Genomic DNA, 21254 nt, shown 5'->3' on the forward strand with positions numbered 1-21254 from the left:
CAGTTTTTTTATTTGCTGAGGAGAAGAGATGCCCTTCCGCTGGGATCCGCGCGAGCATGTCGCGCTGGGCGCGCATGTGCTGAAATGGCTGGCCTTGGCCGGGCCGACCGCCGCTGTCATCGGCACGGCCTGCGCCCTGTTTCTCTGGGCCTTGGAGCAGGCGACGCGGCTCCGCTTCGCCCAGCCTTGGCTGCTCTGGCTGCTGCCGCTGGCAGGCGCGCTCATCGCCTTTCTCTACACCCGCTTCGGCCATGCGGCGGAAGGCGGCAACAACCTGCTGATGGACGCTGTCCACGGTCAGGAGCAGGGGGACGACAGCGCGGTGATCGTGCCCGGCCTGATGGCCCCGCTGATCTTGACGGCCACGGTCATCACCCACCTTTTCGGCGGCTCGGCGGGCCGCGAGGGCACTGCCGTGCAGATGGGCGGCTCCATCGCCGCCCTGATCAGCCGCCGCCTCGGCCTGAACCGGGAGGACACGCGCAGCCTGCTCCTGTCCGGCATCGCAGCGGGCTTTGCCGGAGTCTTCGGCACGCCCCTGACCGGCACAGTTTTTGCGATGGAGGTGCTGACTATCGGCAGGATGAGCTATGACGCGATCATTCCCTGCCTGATCGCCGCCATTGTCAGCAACTGGACCACGCTGGCCTGGGGCGGCAAACACACCCATTATGTGGTCACGGCAGTGTTCATGGAGGCCAGCCCGGCCATGAGCTGGCTGCTGGTGGTGAAGATCTCCGCCGCCGCAGTCTGCTTCGGCTTGGCCAGCGTGCTCTTCGCCGAGCTGACCCACAGCGTCAGTCATGCCGCCAAGCGGCTTGTCCGCAGCCCTTATCTGCGACCGGTCATGGGCGGTCTGCTGCTCATCGCCCTTGTCCACCTGCTCGGCACCCGCGACTATCTCGGCCTTGGCGTGAGCGCGGCCCAGCCGGGCGCGGTCACGCTGGTGTCCGCCTTCCAGCCCGGCGGCGCGGACACGTGGAGCTGGTGGTGGAAGCTGCTCTTCACCGCCCTCACCCTCGGCACCGGCTTCAAGGGCGGCGAAGTGACCCCGCTCTTCTTCATCGGCGCGACTTTGGGCAATGTGCTGGGGCAGCTGCTGGCCGCGCCGGCAGACCTCTTCGCCGCCCTCGGCTTTGTCGCGGTCTTTGCTGGCGCGACCAACACCCCGCTGGCCTGCACCATCATGGGCGTGGAGCTGTTCGGCTCCGAATACACCCTGCCCTTCGCCATCGCCTGCTTTGTCGCCTACCTGTTCAGCGGGCATTCAGGCAGCTATCTGTCGCAGCGCATCGGCACGCCGAAAATAGCCCAGCCGCATCTGCCGCCGAACGCCTCGCTGCGCCTGGCGCGGGAATTGCGGCCCGGCGTGGGAATCCTGTCGGCCCGCTTGTCTTCTGAAGGAGAACAGCTCATGCCGCACCGCCGTTATGCAGTGCATCGTCAGGCCATCGGTCAAGTCCGCATTTACATGACTCCCAGCGCGCGGCGCACGACGGGCAGGGAGCGCGGCCTGTGGCGGCTGTTCGGCCCGCCGCCGCTGTACATGGAAATCATCCGGGCGGCGAAGGAGCACGGCCTGCTCAACGCGACCGCTCATCACAGCCATTACGGCTACAGCGGCATTCAGACGGATAGGCTGGAAAGTCCGAACCCTTCCCTCAACCTCTGCGTCGAGATCATCGGGCCGCATGAGGAACTGGAGAGCTTCTGCCGCAAGCACAGCGAGCTGCTGCACGACAAGGTGATAGTCTTCAAGGAGCTGGAACGCTGGCAGCTGCACGAGCAGCAGGACGGCGCGGCTGCAGCCAACGCAGTATAATGCGAATTAGGAGCTGAAAATAAGGGTCAGCAGCAACATAGCGTCAGCTGATTTTCCATAGACATGAACAAGCAGCCCTTGTGTTGAGCAATTTTTTGAAGCTGTTTTACTGCCTGTTTTTTCGTTAATCCAGTTGAACAGGGACTCAATTGTCTGTCTGAACCGGCTGACGGCGGTTGAAATGATTTCATCCGTCATGTTGATCTGCTGTCCTTTGTTTTTTCACCGTCAGGCAGAGGAAGCCTCCTGTTTCTTCGGACAGCAAGAATATGGAGTTTGATGCCGCAATACTGCCTTTCCTTGACAGCATCACAGCCTTTGTCGCGATTTCACGGGCAGCTGATGCCCGGCTGCTGCGCCGAACATCAGCAGTCATGAGCGGCATGGAGTCCATCAAGAAGATGCGCTTCTGTTCAGCCAGCGGCGGAAAATCATTCTGAATGACAGAAAGCAGTCCGGCAAAAGCCTGCGGGGATTTCTGTCCTGAAGCTGCGGTGCCACATAAACATCCTTCAGCACGTTCGGATCAACAAATTCGTCCCGCAGGCGGTCATATTCCTTGGCACGCTCGCCGCTTATCCGTTCCAACTGCTTCCAGAGCGGCTTGACCCACTCCGCTTTGACAAAGGCCAGCGCTTCCAGCACCATGATTTTTTCCCTCCGTGCCGCCAACTCTGCCGCGTTTCTGCGGAAAATTCAATTTTCTTGAAAAGATGAACAGCTCCGGCCTCATCTCGTTCGGGAAAAAACTTGCATTCCAACCGGGGTGATGCTGTATAGTGAAATCACGCTGACCAGCGGAGGGCCGCGCCGCTGCAAGGAAATCGGCAATGTTCTGCGCGGCATGTTCGTCCATTTTCAGGAGGTGCATTCATGTATAGCTGGCATGTCGCCGTCAACGGCCAAACCGTCGGCCCTTTCTCGCAGCAGCAGCTCATAGCCGGGCTGCGTTCAGGACAATACAGCCGCTCGACCTTGGTCTGGCGCGAGGGTTTCAGCGGCTGGCTGCCGATTGAGCAGGTGCCGGAGTTGGCTGATCCGGGCGCAGGAGCAGTCAGCTCCGCGCCGCCGCCGATGTCCGGCACTCATGCGCACGAGATTGATTATGAAATCTTCGGCCATGAAATGCAGTTTGTCGAGATTGAGCTGGATCCGAACGAAAGCGTGATTGCTGAAGCGGGCAGCATGATGCACATGACCGACGGCATCCGCATGGACACCATCTTCGGCGACGGCTCGGCCAGCTCGCAGTCTGGCGGTTTTTTTGACAAGATGCTCGGCGCAGGCAAACGGATGCTCACCGGCGAAAGCCTGTTCATGACTGTCTTCACCCACGCTGGCTCTGGCAAAGGCCGGGCCGCCTTTGCCGCGCCCTATCCAGGCAAGATCATTCCGCTTGATTTGAAACAATACAATGGCCGGATCATCTGCCAGAAGGATGCCTTTCTCTGCGCCGCCAAGGGCGTTTCCGTCGGCATCGCCTTTCAGAAAAAAATCGGTGTGGCGTTGTTCGGCGGTGAGGGCTTCATCATGCAGCGGTTGGACGGCGACGGTCTCTGCTTTGTCCATGCGGGCGGCACTATCGTCGAGAAGCAGCTTGAGGCAGGCCAGACCTTGCGCGTGGACACCGGCTGCCTCGTCGCCCTCACCCAGACCGTGCAGTACGACATCGAGTTCGTCGGCAATGTTAAATCCGCAGTCTTCGGCGGTGAGGGCTTTTTCTTCGCCACGCTGCGCGGGCCAGGTCATGTCTGGCTGCAATCGCTGCCCTTCTCACGCCTTGCCGGGCGCATCTGGGCCGCAGCCCCGCAGGCTGGCGGCAAAGGCGGCGATGAAGGCTCGGTGCTGGGCGGACTGGCAACTATTTTTGAACGGTGAACGGGCAAAAAAATGGGCGGTCGCTGTCGACCGCCCCATCATGCTTCCCGCCACCGCCATCTCATCGTCTTATGAACAGCAAGCCCAAGCGACTGTTTGAATCTCCCCGGCAGGTTGTCACTGACATTATTCTGCTCTGCATTGGCAGCAGCCTTTGCGCCACCGCCACCAATGGCATCCTCATTCCCAATAACTTCGCCACTGGAGGCATCACCGGCATTTCGCTGATCCTGCATAAAATGACTGGGATTGATGTTGGCCTGGCCTATCTGCTGCTCAATGTGCCGCTCTTTGTTTTAGCGTGGATGGTGGTTGGACGGAGATTTTTCTTTTTCAGCGTCATCGGCACCACGACGCTGACGCTGGCCTTGCTCTTTGTCAACTTCATCCACTTCAATCTGCATGATCAAACCCTGAATGCCCTGCTTGCTGGTCTGATTCTTGGCGGCGGCGCAGGACTCTGCCTGCGAACATCCGGCTCACAGGGCGGCACAGATATTCTTTCGGTCATGCTGCTGAAACGCTTCTCGATCAATATCGGCACTACGATCCTGACGGTGAACGTCATCGTCCTGCTGATCATCTCGGTCTATTATTCGATAGAAGCCGTCCTGCATACGATGATTGTGGTCTATGTTACTTCAAAAGTGGTCAATATTGTTGTGACTGGACTCAGCCAACGAAAGTCTGTCTTCATCATCTCCTCCAAATGGGAAGAGATATCGCACGAAATATTGAAGGATATCCGGCGCGGCGTGACCATCATCAAGGGAGAAGGCGGCTACATGCGCAATGAGGAGCATATTCTGTATGCCGTCATCGCTTTTACTGAAATCGGCCAGCTCAAACGGCTGGTTCGCAGCATTGATCCCAGTGCCTTTGTCGTGATCAGCGACACGTTGGAAGTGGTCAATTACCGCATCGGCAATCAGCCGCATTGGTGAAAATTTCCCTGCCGCACGGTTGGCAGCCATGCGGCAGGGACTTGATAATCACCGCGCCCGCCTCTCTCCGAACCACTCCGACACCAGCACGAAGAAGAGCGGAATAAACACCAGGTCAATGAAGGTGGCGGACAACATGCCGCCGCAGACTGCTGTGCCGAGGGCATTCATTGCGCCTGCGCCTGCGCCGAAGGCAATCGCCAGCGGCAGCACGCCGAAGAAGAAGGCCAACGAGGTCATCATGACCGGGCGGAAGCGGGTTTTGACCGCATCAAGTGTGGCGGCAAGCAGCGGCTGGCCTTTCTCCATCCGCTCCTGAATGAATTGAATGATCAGGATGGCGTTCTTGGTTGAAAGGCCCATCGTGGTCAGGAAGCCGATCTGGAAATACACGTCGTTGGGCATCCCGCGCAGGAAGCTGGCGACAATCGCACCGAACACGCCGAGCGGCAGCATCAGCAGGTTGGCGAAGGGAATCGTCCAGCTTTCGTACAGGGCCGCCACGCAGAGGAAAATAACAAAAATAGAGAAGGCGTACAGCAGCGGCCCCTGCTTGGTCGCCATTTTTTCCTGATACGACAGGCCGCTCCAGTCAAAGCTGATGCCTTTGGGCAGCTTGGAGACGAGCTGTTCCATGATCGCCATCGCTTCGCCGGTGCTGTGGCCCGGCGCAGGCTGGCCTTGGATGTTCATGGCTGGGAAGGCGTTGAAGCGTTCGAGCTTGGGCGAGCCAAGACTCCAGCGGGCAGAGGCGAAGGAGGCGAAGGGCACCATCTTGCCTGCTGTGTTGCGCACATAGAGCCGGTCTAAATCCTGCGGCAGGCTGCGGTAGGGCGCATCAGCCTGGACATAGACCTTCTTGACGCGGCCCGCTTGGATGAAATCGTTGACATAGGAGCTGCCAAAGGCCGTGGCCAGCGTGCTGTGGATGGAATTGAGCGGCACACCGAGCGCGCCCGCCTTGTCCCAGTCCACATCCACCCTATATTCGGGCGTGTCGTCCATGCCATTGGGCCGCACCGCCATTAAACGGGGTTCCTGCATGGCCATGCCAAGGAGCTGGTTGCGGGCCGCAGTCAGCGCTTCGTGGCCCAGACCTTCCCGGTCTTGGAGCTGAAAATCAAAGCCGGTGGCCATGCCCAGCTCCATCACCGGCGGCGGCGGAAAGGCGATAACCTGCCCTTCCTTAATCTGGGAGAAAACGCCCATTGCCCGGCCCGCCACGGCCTTGACTTTCAAATCAGGCCGCTGCCGCTGCTCCCACGGCTTGAGTTTGACAAAGCTCATCGCCATGTTCTGGCCTTGACCGCCAAAGTTGCGGCCCGCAGCGGTCATGACATTCTCCACCGCCTCTTTTTCATTCTCCAGAAAGTGCTTGCGCACCTTGCCGATCACGGCTTCGGTCTGCTCCAAGGTGGAACCGGCGGGCAGCCGCACCTGCACCAAGAGGATGCCTTGGTCTTCGTCCGGGATGTACGAGGTGGGCATCCGCTGAAGGAGAATGAACACCGCCGCCACGATCACGACGTAGAGCACCAAAAAAATGACCTTCACCCGCAGCGAGAAGGCGACGAAGCGCACGTAGAGGCTGCGGATTGAGCCGAAACATAACTCGAACAGCGCGAAGAAGGGGCGCATGAAAAAAATTGCGCTCTCCGAGGGCGAATGCCCAGCCTTGACCGGCTTGAGGAAGGAGGCGCAGAGCACCGGGGTGAGGATCAACGCCACGACCACGGAGAGGAGCATGGCCGAAATCAGGGTGACAGAGAACTGGCGGTAGAGCACGCCGGTCGAGCCAGGGAAAAAGGCCATCGGCCCAAACACGGCGGAGAGCACCAGACCAATGCCGATCAGGGCACTGGTGATCTCGTCCATAGATTTGGCCGTGGCGGCCTTCGGCGACAGACCTTCCTCGCTCATGATGCGCTCGACGTTCTCCACCACCACGATTGCGTCGTCCACCAGCAGGCCGATGGCGAGCACCATCGCGAACATGGTCAGCATGTTGACCGAATAGCCAGCAAAACCAAGCACGGCAAAGGTGCCGAGCAGCACCACAGGCACCGCGATGGTCGGGATGATGGTGGCGCGGATGTTGCCCATGAAGACGTACATGATGATGAAGACGAGAAAGACTGCCTCGAAGAGGGTCTTCACTACTTCATGGATCGAAACCTTGGTGAAGGGCGTGGTGTCGTATGGATAAATCACCTTCACGCCCGGCGGAAAGAACTTGCTCATCTCTTCGAGCTTCTTTTTCACCGCGTCGGCGGTCGCCAAGGCGTTGGCACCGGCTGCCTGACGCACCGCCATCGCCGCTGCGGGCCTGCCGCTGCTCTTGACAATGGAGTCACTGCGCTCGCTGGCCAATTCAGTGCGGCCAATGTCCCTGATGCGCACCGAAGAGCCGTCAGGATTGATCCGCACCGGGATATTGGCGAATTCTTCCGGCGTTTGCAGCAGGTGCTGGACGACTATCGGCGCATTCAGCCGCTGGCCCGGCATGGCCGGTGCGCCGCCAAGCTGTCCGGCGGAGATTTCCACGTTGTAGGTGCGCAGGGCCGCGCTCACGTCGTCAACGGTCAGATTGTAGCTGGTCAGCTTGTCCGGGTTGACCCAGATTTTCATCGAATACTGGGCGCCGAACGGCTCCACCTCGCCCACGCCCGGCACCCGCGAGAGGATTTTCTCCAAATTGGACTGGGCGTAGTCCTGCAAATCGTTGCCGTCCATGCTGCCGTCTTCGGAGATCAGCCCGACGATGAGCAGGTAGTTGCGGGTGGATTTGTTCACCCGCACGCCGGAGCGCTGCACCACGTCCGGCAGGCTGGCGAGGGCCAGCTGGAGCTTGTTCTGCACCTTGGCCCAGGCCAAATCCGGGTCAGTGCCTGGCGCAAAGGTCAGCTCCACCCGCGACGAGCCGGACGAGGAGCTGGTGCCGGAGATGTAGAGCATGTCATCCAGGCCGGTGATCTTCTGCTCAATGATCTGCGTCACCGTGTTTTCCACCGTTTCCGCCGACGCGCCCGGAAAATAGGAGTCAATGGCGATGGCGGGCGGCGCGATGGGCGGGTACTGAGACACTGGCATCTTGTAGATCGCCAGCAGGCCCACGGTCATGATGATGATGGCGATGACCCAGGCAAAAACAGGTCGGTCGAGAAAGAATTTTGAGAGCATCAGACTCCCCCTTTGGGTGCTGGTGGTGATTCGGACGGCGGTTTTATGCTAAATATGTAAGGGCGAACCCCTGTGTTCGCCCTCGTCGGTCTTTGGGCAGGCACAGGGGCCTGTCCCTACGTGCCAATGCGCCGTTCTTCCGCCCGCCAGAGGCGAAAAACGGCAGCCAAGAGCGGTTCAGCCGATGTTCAGGGCCGCTGAAGAACGGCCCCGCAGGTCTGTTCAGCAGCCATTTGGGGCGGTTCGCGAACCGCCCCTACGGGTTTCATCTAGTTCTCAATGCGTTAAAACTATTTTTTGTTCGCTATCTCTTGCAATCGTGTGATTAATTGTTCTCCGTTTATCAGTCCTAAACGTTGAGGAATCAATGGAGTGATAAGAGGATCATCTTTTATTCTTGGAGCAAAATCAGAAGTGGTAGTCAAGAATCCTTTTGATGCTCCATCTGTCTGCAAAACACCCATCAACGCCCGAACATCATTAGCTGTAACAAGATGACCGTGTTTATAGGCCTTCACTTGATCAATAACACGAACTTCGCCCAACCCTTTCTTGACAGCGATTACGTCTCGCCCGTAATCTCCGCTGCGATGTGTCAAGGTAACTTCATCGAATCCTGCCTGCTCGTAGGCTGCGGCAATTATTTCTTCCCATCTTCTTGGGTCTATCTGAAAAATTGCATTTGGATCGCGTTCAATCAGCTTTATGATCTCCAGCCACGGCACCAAAGCAGCCTTGATTATTTCTCCTTCGGTAGTCTTAGCAAGAGGTATGATAACAGATTGAAGCAATATCGAAGGAATTTCTAATTGGTCCGATATATTTAATCCTTCCTCTATGGAAATACCAATATCGTATACTATTGAGCCACACTCAGGGCAAGGCGGTATTTCTCCTTCCTCGTTTTTAGGAAGAACTTTTCCGCAATCATGGCATGTTCTCATCTTAAATATTAAATGAATATTGTTGGTTGAAATTAAACTGTCCTCGAACACTCCCAAAGCGTCTCCGGCGCAATACGAAACGACCTCGCTTTCTCAATTAAGAAAAGGATTCACAATCCGCAACTGCTCTTCTATCAGCTGGCCGGGCTGCATATCTTCGCTGAAGAGCAGGGCGCAGCCGCAGGAAAGTGCTGAGGCAAGCACCGCGCTGTCGTAATAGGAATACCGATAGCGTTCCGCAATGGCGCACGCCTTCCTGATCACCGGAACAGTCACTGGCTCGACGCGGAAAGCCTGCTCAATCTCCGCCAACACCATATCAATGACTACCATTGCACCTTCATTTTGCGGAAGAGCGTGTTGGCAAGCTCATTCAACGTCTGTGTGCTCACCGTTGGACAGATACAGTCATGAACAGCATGAAGGCTGATGGATTGTTTTTCCGGCTCATCAGCTGAATACAGATAGAGGAGAATATTCGTGTCAAAGAAGACCTTGCCGTTCATTCGCCTCTTCTCGGTCAAATTTGAATCCTTTCGTGCGGATATTCATCGCCTTGAACAAGGTGTTCCGCCTTTCAGAAACATGCAGCGGCTCGACATGAACAAGCACCCGAACGGTTTCAGCAAAAAGAGGGCGGTATTGCTCAGGAATGGCTATTGCGCCGTTCATAGCAATCGCTTCAAAGGCTATTGTTCCCATTTCATCTCCTGTTTTCGTGCCGCAACCATTGCCCGGTGGTTATTTCCCAGCTTCCTTCTTCTCCGCCGCCGCCCCGCCACCCTGCGGCTTTTCCCCGAACGGCACGGCCTTCACCTCCGCGCCGGGCCGGAGCATGATCAGGCCTTCGACGATCACCTTGTCGCCGGGAGCAAGGCCCTTGGAGACCAACCATTTGTCCTCCACCGCCCGGTCAACCGTCAGCATCCGCATTTCCGCCTTGTTCTCTGCCCCAACAACCAGCGCAAAGGGCTGGCCCTTGCCGTTGCGCGATACGCCTTGCTGCGGCACAAGCAGGCCCTGCTCGCGCACGCCTTCCTGAATCACAGTGCGGACGAACATGCCCGGCAGCAGCAGGCCGTCCGGGTTCGGGAACACCGCCCGCAGCGTCACCGAGCCGGTGCTCTGCTCCACGGTCACATCGCTGAATTGCAGCGTGCCGTCAAGGGGATAGGCCGCTCCGTTCTCCAGCAGCAAACGGACCTTGCGCTGCCCTTTCGCCGCTTGGCCACCGCCGTTGAGCTGGAGCAGCTTGGCCGCTGACTGCGGCATGTCGGCGTAAATTGGATCAAGCTGCTGCACTGTGGTCAGGGGCGCGGCCTGATAGGCTGTCACCACCGCGCCTTCGGTGACGTTAGAAATGCCTGTGCGGCCAGAAATCGGCGCCGTGACCTTGGTGTAGCTGAGGTTGATGCGGGCGGTTTTCACTGCTGCCTCGGCCTGCTGCACTGAGGCTTCCGCAGCAGCGATTGCACTTTTGCTGCTCTCGACCTGCGCTTCGGCGGCTGCCAGAGAGGCTTCGGCAACAGCCACTTCTGTGGCGGCCTGATCGCGCTGCACCGCCGAATTCACCTTGCTCTTGAACAGCTCATCGGCCCGCTGACTGTTGCTGCGGGCAAGGCTCAAGGTGGCCCGCAGGCGCACCAAATCCGCCTGGCCCGCCCGCAGCGCAGCCTGCGCCCGCTCGGCAGCCTTGCGCGAAGCGAGCAGGCTGGCCTCGGCGTTGTCGAGCGCAGCCTGAAACGGCGCAGGTTCAATTTGGTACAGAGCATCGCCCGCCTTCACGTCCGCGCCTTCAGTGAAGAGCCGCTTCTGAATAATGCCACTGACCTGAGGCCGGATTTCCGCCGCCCGATAGGCAGCGGTGCGGCCCGGCAGCTCGGCGGTCAGCTCCACCCGCTGCGGCTGCACAACGACAAAGGACACCGAAGGCATGGGCGCCCCCCCCGGCTTGCCCTGCGGCCCTGGGCCGGGCTGACCTTGCTGCTGCGGGCCGCCGCCTTTGCCAAGCAGTGCGGCCAAAGATTGAACACTCTCTTTGCAGCCAGCGGTCAGCAGGCTGCCGGAGAGCAGGACAAGCAGGAGGCTTCGTTGATATATCATCTTCATGGTGTCTCCGATTTTATTGTTGTCTTATTCCATCAGCCCGTGGAAAAAAATATTAAGAATGATGTCCGGTGATTCAGGATATGACTGCCGCCCCTCAAGCCAGTGAAAGAGGAAGGCGTTGCAGAGACTGTCCAAAGCCAACGCTAAATGGTATGGCTCGGCGGTCTGCCGGAAACGTTGCTTCTCCATCCCAGCAGCAAAGACCGCAGCGAGACGGTGCAATACGTGGTCGCAGCGTTCCCGTATTTCTTTGTCTAATCCTGCTTTGATGTTAAAACTCGCGCCTCGGTTCTCGGCAAAATACAAGCGGACGCAGGCGGCATTGTCCATGAAGACCCGGCCCTTGGCCTGCACGTAGCGGCGCAGCCGGGCAATCTCGTCGCCCTCCAGCAGGAGGGCCTGCGTCAGCGCCTCGTGAAATCGGTCTGCCTGCTCCGAGATCAGCGCCTTGTAGAGGTCTTCCTTGTTTTTGAAGAATTTGTACAGGGTGCCGACAGCGAACTCGGCTTTTTCGGCAATCTCCTGCATGGAGACGTTGTGATAGCCCTTGTCCGAGAAAAGAGCCAGCGCGGCGGCAAGCATGTCTTCGCGCTGCCTGAGCTTTTCCCGCTCCCGGCGGGGAAGGTTCTGCTCTTGTTCCTCCATGTCGGTCTGTTGTCTGCGCAGGGCGGCTGGTGAGGTTTTCATGCAAAAGATGATGCTTGATTCACAATGTAAACTATAGTGTCAGCTTGTTCAACGAAAAAAGTAGGGAGTACGCAGTTGCGGCAGCATGATGGCTCGATTCTCACGGCCAAGCACGAGGAGTGCGGAGGAAAAATTGCGCGACTGCGGCGCAGTCATATCAGGCTTGGCGGCGCGGACTTGGAACTTGAATTCACAGAAAATATTTACAAACCAAATCGTTCAGAAAGCTCCTCCGCCAGCGCAGCATAGTCCTCCCGCTCAAACCAGTGCAAGTCCTTGTTGGCGGAAAACCACGTCATCTGCCGCTTGGCGTAACGGCGAGTGTCGAGAATGAGCTGCTCGGTCAGCTCTGTCCTGCTCCATTCGCCGTCGAGAAACCTGTTGACGTGCCGGTAGCCGATGGCCTGCATTGAGGGCAGCTCCGGCCCGTAACCCGCCTGCCGCAGCCGTTCCACTTCCTCAATCAGGCCGCCGTCCAGCATCGCCAGCGAACGCCGGGCAATCCGCTCGCGCAGCTCCTCTTTGCCGCAGCGCAGGCCCGCCTGATAGACCCGGCTGAACACCGCCCTGCCCTGCCCTGCCCGCTGCTGCTCCGCAATCAGCTCAGTCCACGTCCTGCCGGAAGCATGAAAAATCTCCAGCCCGCGCAGAAGCCGCTGCGTGTCGTTGGGATGAATCCGCGCCCCGGCGACCGGATCAACGCGGCACAGCTCGGTATGAAGGGCCGCCCTGCCCTCTTCCGCGAGCCGTGCTTGCAGCCGTTCGCGGACAGCCTTGTCAGCAGGCAGGGCATCAAACAGCCCCTCAAACAAGGCTTTCAAATATAATCCGGTGCCGCCGGTGAGCAGCGCGGTCTTGCTGCGGGCGGCGATTTTTTCCAATGCCGCAAAGGCATCACGGACAAAGCGGGCTGCGTCGTACTGCTCGTCCGGGGCAATGATGTCAATGAGATGGTGAGGAATTCGCGCCTGCTCCTCACGGCTGGGCTTGGCTGTGCCGATGTCCATGCCGCGATAGACCTGCATGGAATCCATGCTGATGATTTCGCAGCTAAACCGCTCGGCCAGCCGGAAGGACAGCTCGGTTTTGCCGACAGCGGTCGGGCCGACCAGCACGATGACAGGGCAATCAACGGTTTGCATCAAAGCAGAGGAGCGGAGTCAGATTGACAAGCCGTTTCGGGCCGATGCCCTTGACTTTGATCAAATCATCGGGCCCGGTGATGCCGCCGTGCTCTGCTCGGTATGTGATGATGCTTTCCGCCAATTTTGGGCCAATGCCCGGCAGGCGCATCAGTGCGGCCTGATCAGCCCGGTTCACCGGCAGCGGCAGATGGAAGAAAGCGGCCAGTTCCGGCGGAATGTCGGCGCAGGCCATCTCGTCAGCAAGGTGGATGCCTTGCCCTAATTTGCCGTCTTGACTGCGGATCAGCTTGCCATTTGCCCAGAAATACGAGCTGGCCTGCCTGTCCGGCGCGGAACTGAGCCAGCCTGCGCCAAGAACTGCGGCGGCGAAGAGCAGAAGAATGAGGCTGCGCAGATCGGCAGAAACTGGCCTGTCTTGCGTGTTCATCGGCTTTTTTCCTCAGCCTTGATCCGCTCCCACTGCTCCCGAAGCTGCTCGTCCGAAGGCATGGGCCTGCCGTCAGCGGCAAAAACGTGCGGATGCCGCCGCCGCATTTTTACGCAGATGGAGCTGAGGGCATCAGCGGACGAGCAGCGGCCTTGCTCCGCGCAGATCCGCAGAAGCAGGGCAAGGACGAAATAGAGGTCGCCCGCCTCCTCGGCGATCTGTTGGCTGTCGCCGCTCTCAATCGCCTCGGCCAGCTCCGCCGCCTCTTCGAGCAGGTATTTTTTCAGGCCCGCCGCAGTCTGCTGCTGATCCCACGGGCAGCCACGCTCCGAGCGCAGGAGTTCGACGATGCCTTCAAGCTGCTGAAAGAGCTTGACAGACTGCGTCGCTTCCGGTTCAGTAGGGAGCTGATCAGCGAAATTCACGAGGAGGGCCTCCATGAGCGAGCAGGTGATTTTTTTCCGGCCTTATCCCTTTGCGCCGGGCCAGAAAATTCATATTGAGGATGGGCCGCGCCGGGGCGACTGGCTGGTCATCGGCATTGACGAACGCAAAGTGACGCTGCGCTGTCCGGTCTCAGGCCGGGAGTTTATTTGGGATCGCTTCTGCTATTTCACAGACGAGCGCGAGGCGGAATTTCCGACACCAGCTCATGTGGCAATGCCGATTAAATTGACTGTGTAAACAATCACCTTTCCGGCCAACGGATGGTTGTAGTCCACCGTGACCATGCCGTCAGCGACAGCGGTGACGGTCGCGGGCACTGGGCAGGCACGGCCCTCGCGCTGCACGTTGAGCGAAAGAATCATGCCGGGTTTGGGATCAATCCGGCCCTTGAAAACCGTCAGCGGAATCTGCTGCACCAGCTCCGGCTGGCGCAGGCCGTAAGCGTCTTCCGGCTGCACACGGATCACTCTGGTCTGGCCCGCCTCCATGCCGAACAGGCAGGCCTCCACGGCTTGGCAGATCGTCGCGCTGCCGATGGACAGCGTCAGCGGCTTGTCGGTTGCTTCAATCACTTCGCCGTTTTCCAGCGCGGCGGTGTAGGTTATGGTGACGGTGTCGGTTAGGGAGACAGGGGGCATCTCGGTTCCTTGGCTGAAATTGGTCGGCGCGGCTGCCTCCTCATATATAAAAGAATCTTCGCCGTCTGGCAAGGCTGGCCGCAAAATAGATGCTTGACAAAGCCCGCCTGAGGGCATAAAAGTTACGTTCTCTGTTCAGAAAATCATGGAACTGGAATGCGCCAAATACGGCGAGAAGATGAACTCCGCTGCGGCGGCGTGCAGGCATCCGGGCGATTACTGCCAATACCGGAAATCCTGCATGATTCAGTTCATGGAGCGGGAGAACAGAGGAAGCATGACAGAAGCGGCTCAGGCTGAAAAGAAGAACGAAACTTTTACTCAGGAGGAAAAGCTATGAATCTTCATCTGCATTTCACTGTTGAATACCTGCTAGCCATTATTGCGGGAACAGCTATTTTAATCACGCCAAAGCTGCTGAATTACATTGTGGCGATTTATCTAATTGTGGTTGGTGTGATTGGAATTCTTGGGTTGAAAATATAACCCTGAAGGGAAAACCCGCTTGCTGCCAGCGCAGAAAATTGCCTGAGTGGTTTATGTGTTTTCTTGACAAGCTCTTTGGCCGCACAACCAAGCAGCGGGCTGCGCCGTCAGCGAAGCGGCCTCCGCGTCCAGCCGATTGGCATTTCACCTATGCCGATTTGCTGGACGAGATGCGGGCCGGAAAGCGGAACTCGGTCGGGCAGCCGGAGCTGGACTGGGCGCGTGACTACGAACGTAGTCTGATTCCGGCGGCAATGCGGTTTCCGCAGAAAGGCGATGTGTATGAAGTCCTTCAGGATATGGAAGTGGAGTTCATGACCGCATGGGCTGCGCCGTTCACCGGCGGCGGCAAGGGAATGCTCATGCAGGGCGAGCGGGTGTTTGTGCACATTGAGCCTGCTGAGGCAAAGCCGATTGGGGCGTATGCGAAGGCGGTGGTGTACAAGGCTGTTGAAAAACGCATGGTTCCTGCAAGCGAACGGACTTCGCGGAAGTATGGAGGATTTTATTTCTACTTCAGCACGGTTGAGCTGAATACGAAGTTTGTGCTGGTATGAAGAAAATGAATGACTGCTGATTCCGTCAAGCAGGATAAGGTAATGTTTTACCGTAGTAAGCAGGTCTATCGATGCAACTAAGATAAGTCATAGGCTGGGTTGTTTTTATCCAGCACAATTTTTGTTGTTGCATCATATCCGTAACATTCATGCATATTGTCGCAAGACAATTAACACAACGAAAAAACAAAATGGAACTGACGAATCGAGATTGCTCTGTGTGCAACTCTATTGAATCTGTAAAAATATATCATCAGAAACATGAATCCATTGCAGCTTTGGATGGTGCTGCTTATTTTCAGACGATTGTGGTTTGTAAAAAATGTGGATTTGTATATAGCAATCCTTCTCCAGCAGATGATGAGTTGACAAAACATTACAGCTTGTTTTCGAACTATGAGAATCATCAGAGGCAAGGCAGGGCATCAGTAGAATCATTGAACAGATGGCAAAGAACTTATAAGTTGATATCTAACTGTTTTCCTGAAAAATACAGTGGAAAGGTCTTGGATGTAGGCTGTGCAACTGCCACTGGATTGTCTGTTTTTAAGTCTGAAGGATGGACTGTGCTGGGGATAGATCCGAGCGAAATCGCTGCAAATATCGCCCGCAGATTATATAACATAGAGGTTATTAACGGAATGTTTGATAATCAGTTAATAGCTGAGAAGGGGCCTTTTGATGTGATTATTCTCTCGCATGTATTAGAGCATCTCTTGTCGCCAGAATCAATATTGATTGATATTGAAAAAAATCTTGCCAGCGGCGGCTTGATCTATATAGAAGTGCCTAATTTGCTGCGTCCTTTTGTTCCTATAGTGTATTTTTCCTTTGAACATTTGAATTATTTCACCCCATCCACATTATCATTATTGATGGAGCGAGTTGGATTCAGTGTCGAGGTAGAACTGTTTGATAATTCTAAAAATATAGAACCATATTATCCGGTTATATCGGCAATATGCAGGAAGTCACAAGATAAAAAAACAATTGCTCGTAATGATTACGAGGTTGTTTGCAAGGTGATTGAAGAATATAAAAAAAATAAATTTCAAGTATCAAGCAAAATTATATCGAAAATAAATTATATTAAGAAAAATTCTCTTAAAAGCAAACTAGCCATATGGGGAGCTGGCATACATACTTCGCAACTGCTCTCGATAGTTAATCTGACAAAAGAAGATGTGTTATGTATTTTCGATAATGACCCTAAAAAGCACGGGGGGGAAATTTCCGGCATCAATATAACTGAATTCAGCAAGCCAGAACTTCTATCTAAACAGATTGATTCTATAATTATCTCTTCAAACGCATTTGAAGATGAAATATTCAACCAAATTAAGTATATACAGGAATACGGAATAAAAGTATACAAATTATATGACGAGTGACTGTCAATGTGAAAGAAGAATGTTAGTGGATAGTCTAATTTTGGACGTAGATTTTTTAAATTTCTTCCTGCTGATAATTAGTGACACTAACTTGTATGAAAAAATACTCCTAGGGCAAGATGCTTCATCAACACTATGCTTAATTTCACCAAAGGAACAGACGGCCTGCTCCCCGCCATTGCGCAGGACGCAGCCACCGGCGAAGTGCTGATGCTGGCCTATATCAACGAGGAATCGTGGCGGAAAACCATCGAGACCGGCAAGGCGCATTACTGGAGCCGTTCTCGCAACAAGCTCTGGCTCAAGGGTGAATCCTCCGGCCATGTGCAAATGGTGAAGGAAATTCTGGTGGACTGCGACTTGGACACCGTGGTGTTCAAGGTCGAACAGCTCGGCGGCGCGGCCTGCCACACCGGCCATAAAAGCTGTTTTTACCGCCGGGTGCAGGGCGACGAGCTGGAAGTGCAAGGCGAGCCGGTTTTTGATCCGGCCAAGGTGTACGGTTAATCATTTCATGCAGGGACGAAAAATTTTTCGCCCCTGCGAGATATATTTTGAGGCATATCATGAGGGTACTGAAAATCGGTCTTCCCAAGGGCAGCCTTGAGCAGGCGACCGTCGAGCTGTTTAAGAAAGCGGGCTGGAAGATCAGCATGACTTCCCGCAACTATTTCCCGGAAGTGGACGACCCGGAGCTGTCCATCTACATCTGCCGTCCGCAGGAGATGTCGCGCTACGTCGAGGACGGAATGCTGGACGCGGGCATCACCGGCAAGGACTGGACGCTGGAGAACGGCTCCGACGTGGAAGTGATTGAAGATTTGATTTATTCCAAGGTCAGCCGCAAGCCCACCCGCTGGGTCATCGCTGTGCCGGGCGATTCGCCGGTCACCACGGTGGAGCAGCTCGATGGCAAGAAAATCGCCACTGAATTGGTCAATGTCACCCGCAGCTTTTTCGAGGGGCGCGGCCTGAAGGTGGACATCGCCTTTTCCTGGGGAGCAACGGAGGCCAAGGCGGTCTCCGGTCTGGCGGACGCGATAGTCGAAGTGACTGAAACCGAAGCGACTATCCGGGCGCACGGCCTGCGGGTGATCCACGAGCTGATGCAGTCGAACACCCAGCTCATCGCGGGCAAAAAAGCATTGTCTGATCCGTGGAAGAAGGAGAAGATTGAGCACATTGCCATGCTCCTGCAAGGCTCGCTGCGGGCGGACAAGATCGTCGGCCTAAAAATGAACGTGCCGGAGGAAGCCTTTGACGCGGTGCTGGCGATTCTGCCCAGCGTCACTGCGCCGACTGTCGCCCGCCTGCACAAGCAGCCGTGGTTCTCGGTCGAGACGGTCATCTCCGAGCATCAGGTGCGCGACCTGATCCCCAGGCTGAAGAAGCTGGGCGCGGCGGGCATCATCGAATATCCGCTCAACAAAGTGATATGATAGACTTCACGCAAGTCGCCTTTGTTGACTCGGTCTATGACCTGCGCAAGCTGCCGCCGCAGCTCATCCCGGAAATCGCCTTTGCCGGGCGATCCAACGTCGGCAAATCGAGCCTGATCAACACGCTGGTCAACCGGAAGAACTTGGTCAAGACCAGCTCCAAGCCGGGCAAGACCGAGAGTCTCAACTTCTTTAAAGTGGAGGAGGGGCTGTACTTGGTTGACCTGCCCGGCTACGGTTTCGCCAAAAAGAACCAGCAGACCCGTGAGGCGTGGCTGGACTTGATCAATGGCTACATTCTCAGCCGTACCGCGCTTGCCTGCGTGGTGGTGATCATTGACCTGCGCCACGAGCTGAAGCAGCTTGACCGCGAGATGATTGACTGGCTGGACAACAACGGCAAGCCCTTCCTCATCGTTTACACCAAGGCGGACAAGCTCTCAGCGAACCAGCAGGCCAAGCAGGCCGCCGCCTTGGACGTGGCTCTCAGCATCCGCCCGGCGGATCGCCTGCTCTTCTCCTCGCAGACCAGACAAGGCTGCGAGGAGCTGCGGCAGCGGCTGGCGGCCTTTGCGGGACAATCAGATTGAACAAATAAGGGCACTTGACGCGGATACGCTGCAATGCGCCCTCTGCTCGCATCCTTTCTCAATCTGCTTTTCCCGGCACGCTGTCTGGGCTGCGAGCAGCAGGGTGTTTCGCATCATCCGCCGCTGTTCTGTCCTGCCTGCCGCGCCAAAATCATCCTGCCGTCCTGCGCCCGGCAGGATGATTTTCCTTTCGCGGCGTATTCACTCTGCATTTACCAAGAGCCGGTCAGCAGCCTGCTACGGCGGCTTAAATTTCAGGGCGATCTTTCCAGCCTCTCCTCAATCGCCGCGCTGACCCGCGAGACTGAAGCAGAACGCCTGCCGCCGAAGCCGGACTTGCTTCTCCCTGTGCCTCTGCACCGCAGCCGTCTGCGCTGGCGCGGCTTCAATCAAGCTGTTTTGTTGGCTAAAGCCTGCTTTCCCGGCTGGAAAGATGCAATCCGCGTTGACCTGCTTCAGCGGCACCGGGCGACTGTCCCGCAGCTTGGCTTGAGCGGCGCGGAACGGCGCAGCAATCTGGCCGGGGCTTTCTGCGTCCGCAAGCCGGAGGAGATCAGCGGCAGGCGCATTCTGCTGATGGATGATGTCTTTACCACCGGCTCAACTTTGCGTGAATGCGCCGAGGTGCTGCGGCAGGCCGGAGCGGCGGAAATTACGGCCTTCACCGCAGCGCGGACAATTGCGAGATAAGGCTGTCAGCGTGGTGTTACGACCAGCTTTCGCAAGGCGGCGATGAACTGCGGATCGTCGTTCAGGCCGGGCGTGGATTCCAGCCGCATTCCCAGCCCCTGCGCCATATCTTTATACAGCATGTCAATCTCGTACAGCGTCTCAATGTGATCGGAGACAAAGGAGATGGGCACCATGAGGATCTTTTTGCAGCCCTCGGCGGCGAGCTGGCGGAGCATGTCCGGCGTGGACGGTTCCAGCCATCGCACCGGGCCGCTGCGGCTTTGGAAGCAGAGCCTGCCCTGCTGGCCGGTCTGCCGCTCCACTGCGGCGATAGTCTTTTGGATTTCCTTCATATAAGGGTCGCCCTCGTCAATGAACTTTTGCGGCAGGCTATGTGCGCTGTACACCACTTGCGCCGTCCCATCGAATTTAGCCAGCCCGGCTTGAATGCGGGCGGCCAGGCAGGCGATGTAGTCCGGCTCGTCCGGCCAAGAGCGGATTTCCTTAATCGGCAAATTTAGGCCGAGCTTCTGATTTTGCTCGCGCAGATCGGCAAAGGAGGAGCCGCTGGTGGCCCGGCAGTACTGTGGATAGAGTGGCAAAGCGATCAGCTCCGTCACTCCGGCGGCAGACATTTCCATCAGCGAGGCGGCGGCGAAAGGATGCCAGTAGCGCATCACAGGCCGGACAATGAACGCGCCGTCTGCTGCTAAAGCCTGCTCCAAGGCTGCCGCTTGCTTGGCAGTGATGGCTGAAATAGGCGAGCCGCCGCCGATTTTCTGATAATTCGCCATGCTTTTTGGCGCACGTCGCCAAGCGATCAGAGCGGCCAGCGGCTGCTGGAGAAAGGCCGGGCCAAGACGAATGATCTGCCGGTCAGAAAAAAGGTTGTATAAAAAAGGACGGACATCGGCCTGCGTCTCAGGCCCGCCCATGTTCAGCAGCAGCACTCCGGTTTTTCTCTCCATTTTCTCCTCCCCTCAGTTCAATTGTCAGTCAGTCTGAGGTCAGCGTACATGGATTTTGCCGCCAATGTCAAGCGAATGTCATTTTTTAGGCCTTGCCTGCCGCGCATTCAATGTCTATAATAACTGTATGGTACGATTGATTTTCACCGCTTGGCGGCGGCCTCTTCCGCCGTGCGCCGCGCAATCCTTCCCTGTTCCGTCCTTTCCGCAGATTCCGTCTTCGGGCCAAGACCATTCAGGAGGACACCGCCATGATTGCGAGATGAAAGAAGACCGCAGCAGCTACTGCTGCGCAACCAAAGGCAGCGGCATGGGGTCGCTGACGCTGAGAACTTGGAGGAAATATGGATCTGAAAGTTGAGACCAGAAATCTTGACATGCGCGCAGGCTGGCAGGAGAAAATCGAGGAAGAACGCGAGAAGCTGATCCGGCACTACGCGAATTTCGTCCTGCACCTGCGGGTCAGCATCGAAGCCACGCCCGGCTACAAAGAGGGCGGCTACGAGGTCAGTCTGGTCGCATCAGTGCCCAACGACACTGTGGTGGTCAAGCGCTGGGGCGAGAAAGTGCATCCCCTGCTGGTGGAGAGCTTTGATGTGCTCAATCAGCAGCTCAAAGATATAGTCAGGAAAAAGCACGACCACAAGCATGAGGCCACCGTCAAGGTTCTGGGCGGCGCGCCCGGCGACACGCGGGGCACGGTGCAGCGGGTCTTTGACGAGTACGGCTTCATCATGACCTTGGATAATCAGGAAGTTTTCTTCCACGCCAACGCTCTCAAGGACATGCGCATGAACGAGCTTGAGGAAGGCGCGGCGGTCTGCCTGGCTCTGGAGGAAGGCGACAAGGGCCTTCAGGCGGCCTGGGTGAAAGCGGCCTGATGCTGTAGCGACAGGGGGCGGTTTACGAATCGCCCCTGCTGTGCTATAG

27 protein-coding genes are annotated in these 21254 nt (G+C 56.8%); 13 read left to right on the top strand and 14 right to left on the bottom strand.

The window, feature by feature from the left end:
- Nucleotides 1-28: 28 nt before the first annotated feature.
- On the top strand, nt 29-1822 hold the full coding sequence (locus ACNKH6_RS08005) for a DUF190 domain-containing protein (RefSeq protein WP_417915027.1): 1794 nt from the start codon (nt 29-31) through the stop codon (nt 1820-1822).
- Between the two features lie 6 nt (nt 1823-1828).
- Here the strand turns inward: ACNKH6_RS08005 and ACNKH6_RS08010 are convergent, their stop codons facing one another.
- The 3 genes from ACNKH6_RS08010 to ACNKH6_RS08020 are packed head-to-tail and all read right to left on the bottom strand — an operon-like array spanning nt 1829 to nt 2470.
- Entirely contained in the window at nt 1829-2020 is a 192-nt protein-coding gene (locus ACNKH6_RS08010) for a hypothetical protein (RefSeq protein ID WP_417915028.1), read from the bottom strand.
- Nucleotides 2010-2216, bottom strand: a complete 207-nt coding sequence (locus tag ACNKH6_RS08015; RefSeq protein WP_417915029.1) for a hypothetical protein — start codon at nt 2214-2216, stop codon at nt 2010-2012. Before ACNKH6_RS08015 ends, ACNKH6_RS08010 begins: the two co-directional genes overlap by 11 nt.
- A complete protein-coding gene (locus tag ACNKH6_RS08020) occupies nt 2216-2470 on the bottom strand; it encodes a hypothetical protein (RefSeq protein ID WP_417915030.1) in 255 nt (84 codons plus the stop codon). Before ACNKH6_RS08020 ends, ACNKH6_RS08015 begins: the two co-directional genes overlap by 1 nt.
- Nucleotides 2471-2695: 225 nt before the next feature.
- Here ACNKH6_RS08020 and ACNKH6_RS08025 point away from each other — a divergent pair, with 225 nt between their 5' ends.
- Together ACNKH6_RS08025 and ACNKH6_RS08030 are read left to right on the top strand one after the other, a co-directional pair.
- Nucleotides 2696-3700: a TIGR00266 family protein gene (locus ACNKH6_RS08025; RefSeq protein ID WP_417915031.1), complete on the top strand. Its 1005-nt coding sequence runs from the start codon at nt 2696-2698 to the stop codon at nt 3698-3700.
- Between the two features lie 71 nt (nt 3701-3771).
- A complete protein-coding gene (locus tag ACNKH6_RS08030; RefSeq protein WP_417915032.1) occupies nt 3772-4644 on the top strand; it encodes a YitT family protein in 873 nt (290 codons plus the stop codon).
- A 48-nt stretch (nt 4645-4692) separates the two neighbouring features.
- On the opposite strand, the gene ACNKH6_RS08035 is transcribed toward ACNKH6_RS08030, so the two are convergent.
- From ACNKH6_RS08035 to ACNKH6_RS08075, 9 genes are all read right to left on the bottom strand, one after another.
- Complete coding sequence (locus ACNKH6_RS08035; RefSeq protein ID WP_417915033.1) at nt 4693-7824, bottom strand: efflux RND transporter permease subunit; 3132 nt, start codon at nt 7822-7824, stop codon at nt 4693-4695.
- Nucleotides 7825-8114: 290 nt separating this feature from the next.
- The gene (locus ACNKH6_RS08040; RefSeq protein ID WP_417915061.1) at nt 8115-8819 is read right to left on the bottom strand and encodes a restriction endonuclease; all 705 of its coding nucleotides are present in this window, start codon (nt 8817-8819) and stop codon (nt 8115-8117) included.
- Nucleotides 8820-8861: 42 nt separating this feature from the next.
- Nucleotides 8862-9101: a PIN domain-containing protein gene (locus tag ACNKH6_RS08045; RefSeq protein ID WP_417915034.1), complete on the bottom strand. Its 240-nt coding sequence runs from the start codon at nt 9099-9101 to the stop codon at nt 8862-8864.
- Between the two features lie 150 nt (nt 9102-9251).
- Entirely contained in the window at nt 9252-9470 is a 219-nt protein-coding gene (locus ACNKH6_RS08050) for a hypothetical protein (RefSeq protein ID WP_417915035.1), read from the bottom strand.
- Nucleotides 9471-9509: 39 nt separating this feature from the next.
- On the bottom strand, nt 9510-10877 hold the full coding sequence (locus tag ACNKH6_RS08055; RefSeq protein WP_417915036.1) for an efflux RND transporter periplasmic adaptor subunit: 1368 nt from the start codon (nt 10875-10877) through the stop codon (nt 9510-9512).
- A 24-nt stretch (nt 10878-10901) separates the two neighbouring features.
- Nucleotides 10902-11564, bottom strand: a complete 663-nt coding sequence (locus ACNKH6_RS08060) for a TetR/AcrR family transcriptional regulator (protein WP_417915037.1) — start codon at nt 11562-11564, stop codon at nt 10902-10904.
- 203 nt (nt 11565-11767) lie between these two features.
- A complete protein-coding gene (gene miaA / locus ACNKH6_RS08065; RefSeq protein WP_417915038.1) occupies nt 11768-12706 on the bottom strand; it encodes a tRNA (adenosine(37)-N6)-dimethylallyltransferase MiaA in 939 nt (312 codons plus the stop codon).
- Nucleotides 12693-13136, bottom strand: a complete 444-nt coding sequence (locus ACNKH6_RS08070) for a ComEA family DNA-binding protein (RefSeq protein ID WP_417915039.1) — start codon at nt 13134-13136, stop codon at nt 12693-12695. Before ACNKH6_RS08070 ends, miaA begins: the two co-directional genes overlap by 14 nt.
- The gene (locus ACNKH6_RS08075) at nt 13133-13561 is read right to left on the bottom strand and encodes a MazG nucleotide pyrophosphohydrolase domain-containing protein (protein ID WP_417915040.1); all 429 of its coding nucleotides are present in this window, start codon (nt 13559-13561) and stop codon (nt 13133-13135) included. Before ACNKH6_RS08075 ends, ACNKH6_RS08070 begins: the two co-directional genes overlap by 4 nt.
- Nucleotides 13562-13574: 13 nt before the next feature.
- On the opposite strand from ACNKH6_RS08075, the gene ACNKH6_RS08080 reads away from it, so the two are divergent.
- On the top strand, nt 13575-13820 hold the full coding sequence (locus ACNKH6_RS08080) for a hypothetical protein (RefSeq protein WP_417915041.1): 246 nt from the start codon (nt 13575-13577) through the stop codon (nt 13818-13820).
- Here the strand turns inward: ACNKH6_RS08080 and ACNKH6_RS08085 are convergent.
- The gene (locus ACNKH6_RS08085; protein ID WP_417915042.1) at nt 13787-14221 is read right to left on the bottom strand and encodes an FKBP-type peptidyl-prolyl cis-trans isomerase; all 435 of its coding nucleotides are present in this window, start codon (nt 14219-14221) and stop codon (nt 13787-13789) included. The genes ACNKH6_RS08080 and ACNKH6_RS08085 overlap by 34 nt on opposite strands.
- A 145-nt stretch (nt 14222-14366) precedes the next feature.
- On the opposite strand from ACNKH6_RS08085, the gene ACNKH6_RS08090 reads away from it, so the two are divergent.
- The 8 genes from ACNKH6_RS08090 to ACNKH6_RS08125 all read left to right on the top strand — a co-directional run bounded on the left by ACNKH6_RS08090 (nt 14367) and on the right by ACNKH6_RS08125 (nt 19374).
- A complete protein-coding gene (locus ACNKH6_RS08090; RefSeq protein ID WP_417915043.1) occupies nt 14367-14561 on the top strand; it encodes a hypothetical protein in 195 nt (64 codons plus the stop codon).
- Nucleotides 14558-14707: a DUF3096 domain-containing protein gene (locus ACNKH6_RS08095; RefSeq protein ID WP_417915044.1), complete on the top strand. Its 150-nt coding sequence runs from the start codon at nt 14558-14560 to the stop codon at nt 14705-14707. The genes ACNKH6_RS08090 and ACNKH6_RS08095 overlap by 4 nt, the downstream gene beginning before the upstream one ends.
- A gap of 53 nt (nt 14708-14760) precedes the next feature.
- Nucleotides 14761-15264, top strand: coding sequence for a hypothetical protein (locus tag ACNKH6_RS08100; RefSeq protein ID WP_417915045.1), 504 nt, complete (start codon nt 14761-14763; stop codon nt 15262-15264).
- 191 nt (nt 15265-15455) lie between these two features.
- Nucleotides 15456-16655, top strand: a complete 1200-nt coding sequence (locus tag ACNKH6_RS08105; RefSeq protein WP_417915046.1) for a class I SAM-dependent methyltransferase — start codon at nt 15456-15458, stop codon at nt 16653-16655.
- Nucleotides 16656-16790: 135 nt separating this feature from the next.
- On the top strand, nt 16791-17162 hold the full coding sequence (gene hisI, locus ACNKH6_RS08110; protein WP_417915047.1) for a phosphoribosyl-AMP cyclohydrolase: 372 nt from the start codon (nt 16791-16793) through the stop codon (nt 17160-17162).
- Between the two features lie 59 nt (nt 17163-17221).
- Complete coding sequence (hisG, locus tag ACNKH6_RS08115) at nt 17222-18094, top strand: ATP phosphoribosyltransferase (protein WP_417915048.1); 873 nt, start codon at nt 17222-17224, stop codon at nt 18092-18094.
- The gene (yihA, locus tag ACNKH6_RS08120) at nt 18091-18684 is read left to right on the top strand and encodes a ribosome biogenesis GTP-binding protein YihA/YsxC (protein ID WP_417915049.1); all 594 of its coding nucleotides are present in this window, start codon (nt 18091-18093) and stop codon (nt 18682-18684) included. Before hisG ends, yihA begins: the two co-directional genes overlap by 4 nt.
- A 33-nt stretch (nt 18685-18717) precedes the next feature.
- Complete coding sequence (locus ACNKH6_RS08125) at nt 18718-19374, top strand: ComF family protein (RefSeq protein WP_417915050.1); 657 nt, start codon at nt 18718-18720, stop codon at nt 19372-19374.
- 5 nt (nt 19375-19379) lie between these two features.
- Here ACNKH6_RS08125 and hemH read toward each other — a convergent pair whose 3' ends face one another.
- Complete coding sequence (gene hemH, locus ACNKH6_RS08130) at nt 19380-20324, bottom strand: ferrochelatase (RefSeq protein ID WP_417915051.1); 945 nt, start codon at nt 20322-20324, stop codon at nt 19380-19382.
- Nucleotides 20325-20668: 344 nt separating this feature from the next.
- On the opposite strand from hemH, the gene ACNKH6_RS08135 reads away from it, so the two are divergent.
- Nucleotides 20669-21205 carry a cold shock domain-containing protein gene (locus ACNKH6_RS08135; RefSeq protein ID WP_417915052.1) on the top strand — a complete coding sequence of 179 codons (537 nt, stop codon included), beginning with the start codon at nt 20669-20671 and terminating at the stop codon, nt 21203-21205.
- Nucleotides 21206-21254 lie beyond the last annotated feature (49 nt).

The sequence above is a fragment of the Candidatus Electronema sp. JM genome, from assembly GCF_048287415.1.
Taxonomy (GTDB): Bacteria; Desulfobacterota; Desulfobulbia; order Desulfobulbales; family Desulfobulbaceae; genus Electronema.

Coding starts and splice junctions, on each gene's coding strand:
- ACNKH6_RS08005 (WP_417915027.1), top strand. CDS start 29: ATGCCCTTCCGCTGGGATCCGCGCGAGCATGTCGCGCTGGGCGCGCAT.
- ACNKH6_RS08010 (WP_417915028.1), bottom strand. CDS start 2,020: ATGACGGATGAAATCATTTCAACCGCCGTCAGCCGGTTCAGACAGACA.
- ACNKH6_RS08015 (WP_417915029.1), bottom strand. CDS start 2,216: ATGGACTCCATGCCGCTCATGACTGCTGATGTTCGGCGCAGCAGCCGG.
- ACNKH6_RS08020 (WP_417915030.1), bottom strand. CDS start 2,470: ATGGTGCTGGAAGCGCTGGCCTTTGTCAAAGCGGAGTGGGTCAAGCCG.
- ACNKH6_RS08025 (WP_417915031.1), top strand. CDS start 2,696: ATGTATAGCTGGCATGTCGCCGTCAACGGCCAAACCGTCGGCCCTTTC.
- ACNKH6_RS08030 (WP_417915032.1), top strand. CDS start 3,772: ATGAACAGCAAGCCCAAGCGACTGTTTGAATCTCCCCGGCAGGTTGTC.
- ACNKH6_RS08035 (WP_417915033.1), bottom strand. CDS start 7,824: ATGCTCTCAAAATTCTTTCTCGACCGACCTGTTTTTGCCTGGGTCATC.
- ACNKH6_RS08045 (WP_417915034.1), bottom strand. CDS start 9,101: ATGGTAGTCATTGATATGGTGTTGGCGGAGATTGAGCAGGCTTTCCGC.
- ACNKH6_RS08050 (WP_417915035.1), bottom strand. CDS start 9,470: ATGGGAACAATAGCCTTTGAAGCGATTGCTATGAACGGCGCAATAGCC.
- ACNKH6_RS08055 (WP_417915036.1), bottom strand. CDS start 10,877: ATGAAGATGATATATCAACGAAGCCTCCTGCTTGTCCTGCTCTCCGGC.
- ACNKH6_RS08060 (WP_417915037.1), bottom strand. CDS start 11,564: ATGAAAACCTCACCAGCCGCCCTGCGCAGACAACAGACCGACATGGAG.
- miaA (WP_417915038.1), bottom strand. CDS start 12,706: ATGCAAACCGTTGATTGCCCTGTCATCGTGCTGGTCGGCCCGACCGCT.
- ACNKH6_RS08070 (WP_417915039.1), bottom strand. CDS start 13,136: ATGAACACGCAAGACAGGCCAGTTTCTGCCGATCTGCGCAGCCTCATT.
- ACNKH6_RS08080 (WP_417915041.1), top strand. CDS start 13,575: ATGAGCGAGCAGGTGATTTTTTTCCGGCCTTATCCCTTTGCGCCGGGC.
- ACNKH6_RS08085 (WP_417915042.1), bottom strand. CDS start 14,221: ATGCCCCCTGTCTCCCTAACCGACACCGTCACCATAACCTACACCGCC.
- ACNKH6_RS08090 (WP_417915043.1), top strand. CDS start 14,367: ATGGAACTGGAATGCGCCAAATACGGCGAGAAGATGAACTCCGCTGCG.
- ACNKH6_RS08095 (WP_417915044.1), top strand. CDS start 14,558: ATGAATCTTCATCTGCATTTCACTGTTGAATACCTGCTAGCCATTATT.
- ACNKH6_RS08100 (WP_417915045.1), top strand. CDS start 14,761: ATGTGTTTTCTTGACAAGCTCTTTGGCCGCACAACCAAGCAGCGGGCT.
- ACNKH6_RS08105 (WP_417915046.1), top strand. CDS start 15,456: ATGGAACTGACGAATCGAGATTGCTCTGTGTGCAACTCTATTGAATCT.
- hisI (WP_417915047.1), top strand. CDS start 16,791: ATGCTTAATTTCACCAAAGGAACAGACGGCCTGCTCCCCGCCATTGCG.
- hisG (WP_417915048.1), top strand. CDS start 17,222: ATGAGGGTACTGAAAATCGGTCTTCCCAAGGGCAGCCTTGAGCAGGCG.
- yihA (WP_417915049.1), top strand. CDS start 18,091: ATGATAGACTTCACGCAAGTCGCCTTTGTTGACTCGGTCTATGACCTG.
- ACNKH6_RS08125 (WP_417915050.1), top strand. CDS start 18,718: ATGCGCCCTCTGCTCGCATCCTTTCTCAATCTGCTTTTCCCGGCACGC.
- hemH (WP_417915051.1), bottom strand. CDS start 20,324: ATGGAGAGAAAAACCGGAGTGCTGCTGCTGAACATGGGCGGGCCTGAG.
- ACNKH6_RS08135 (WP_417915052.1), top strand. CDS start 20,669: ATGGATCTGAAAGTTGAGACCAGAAATCTTGACATGCGCGCAGGCTGG.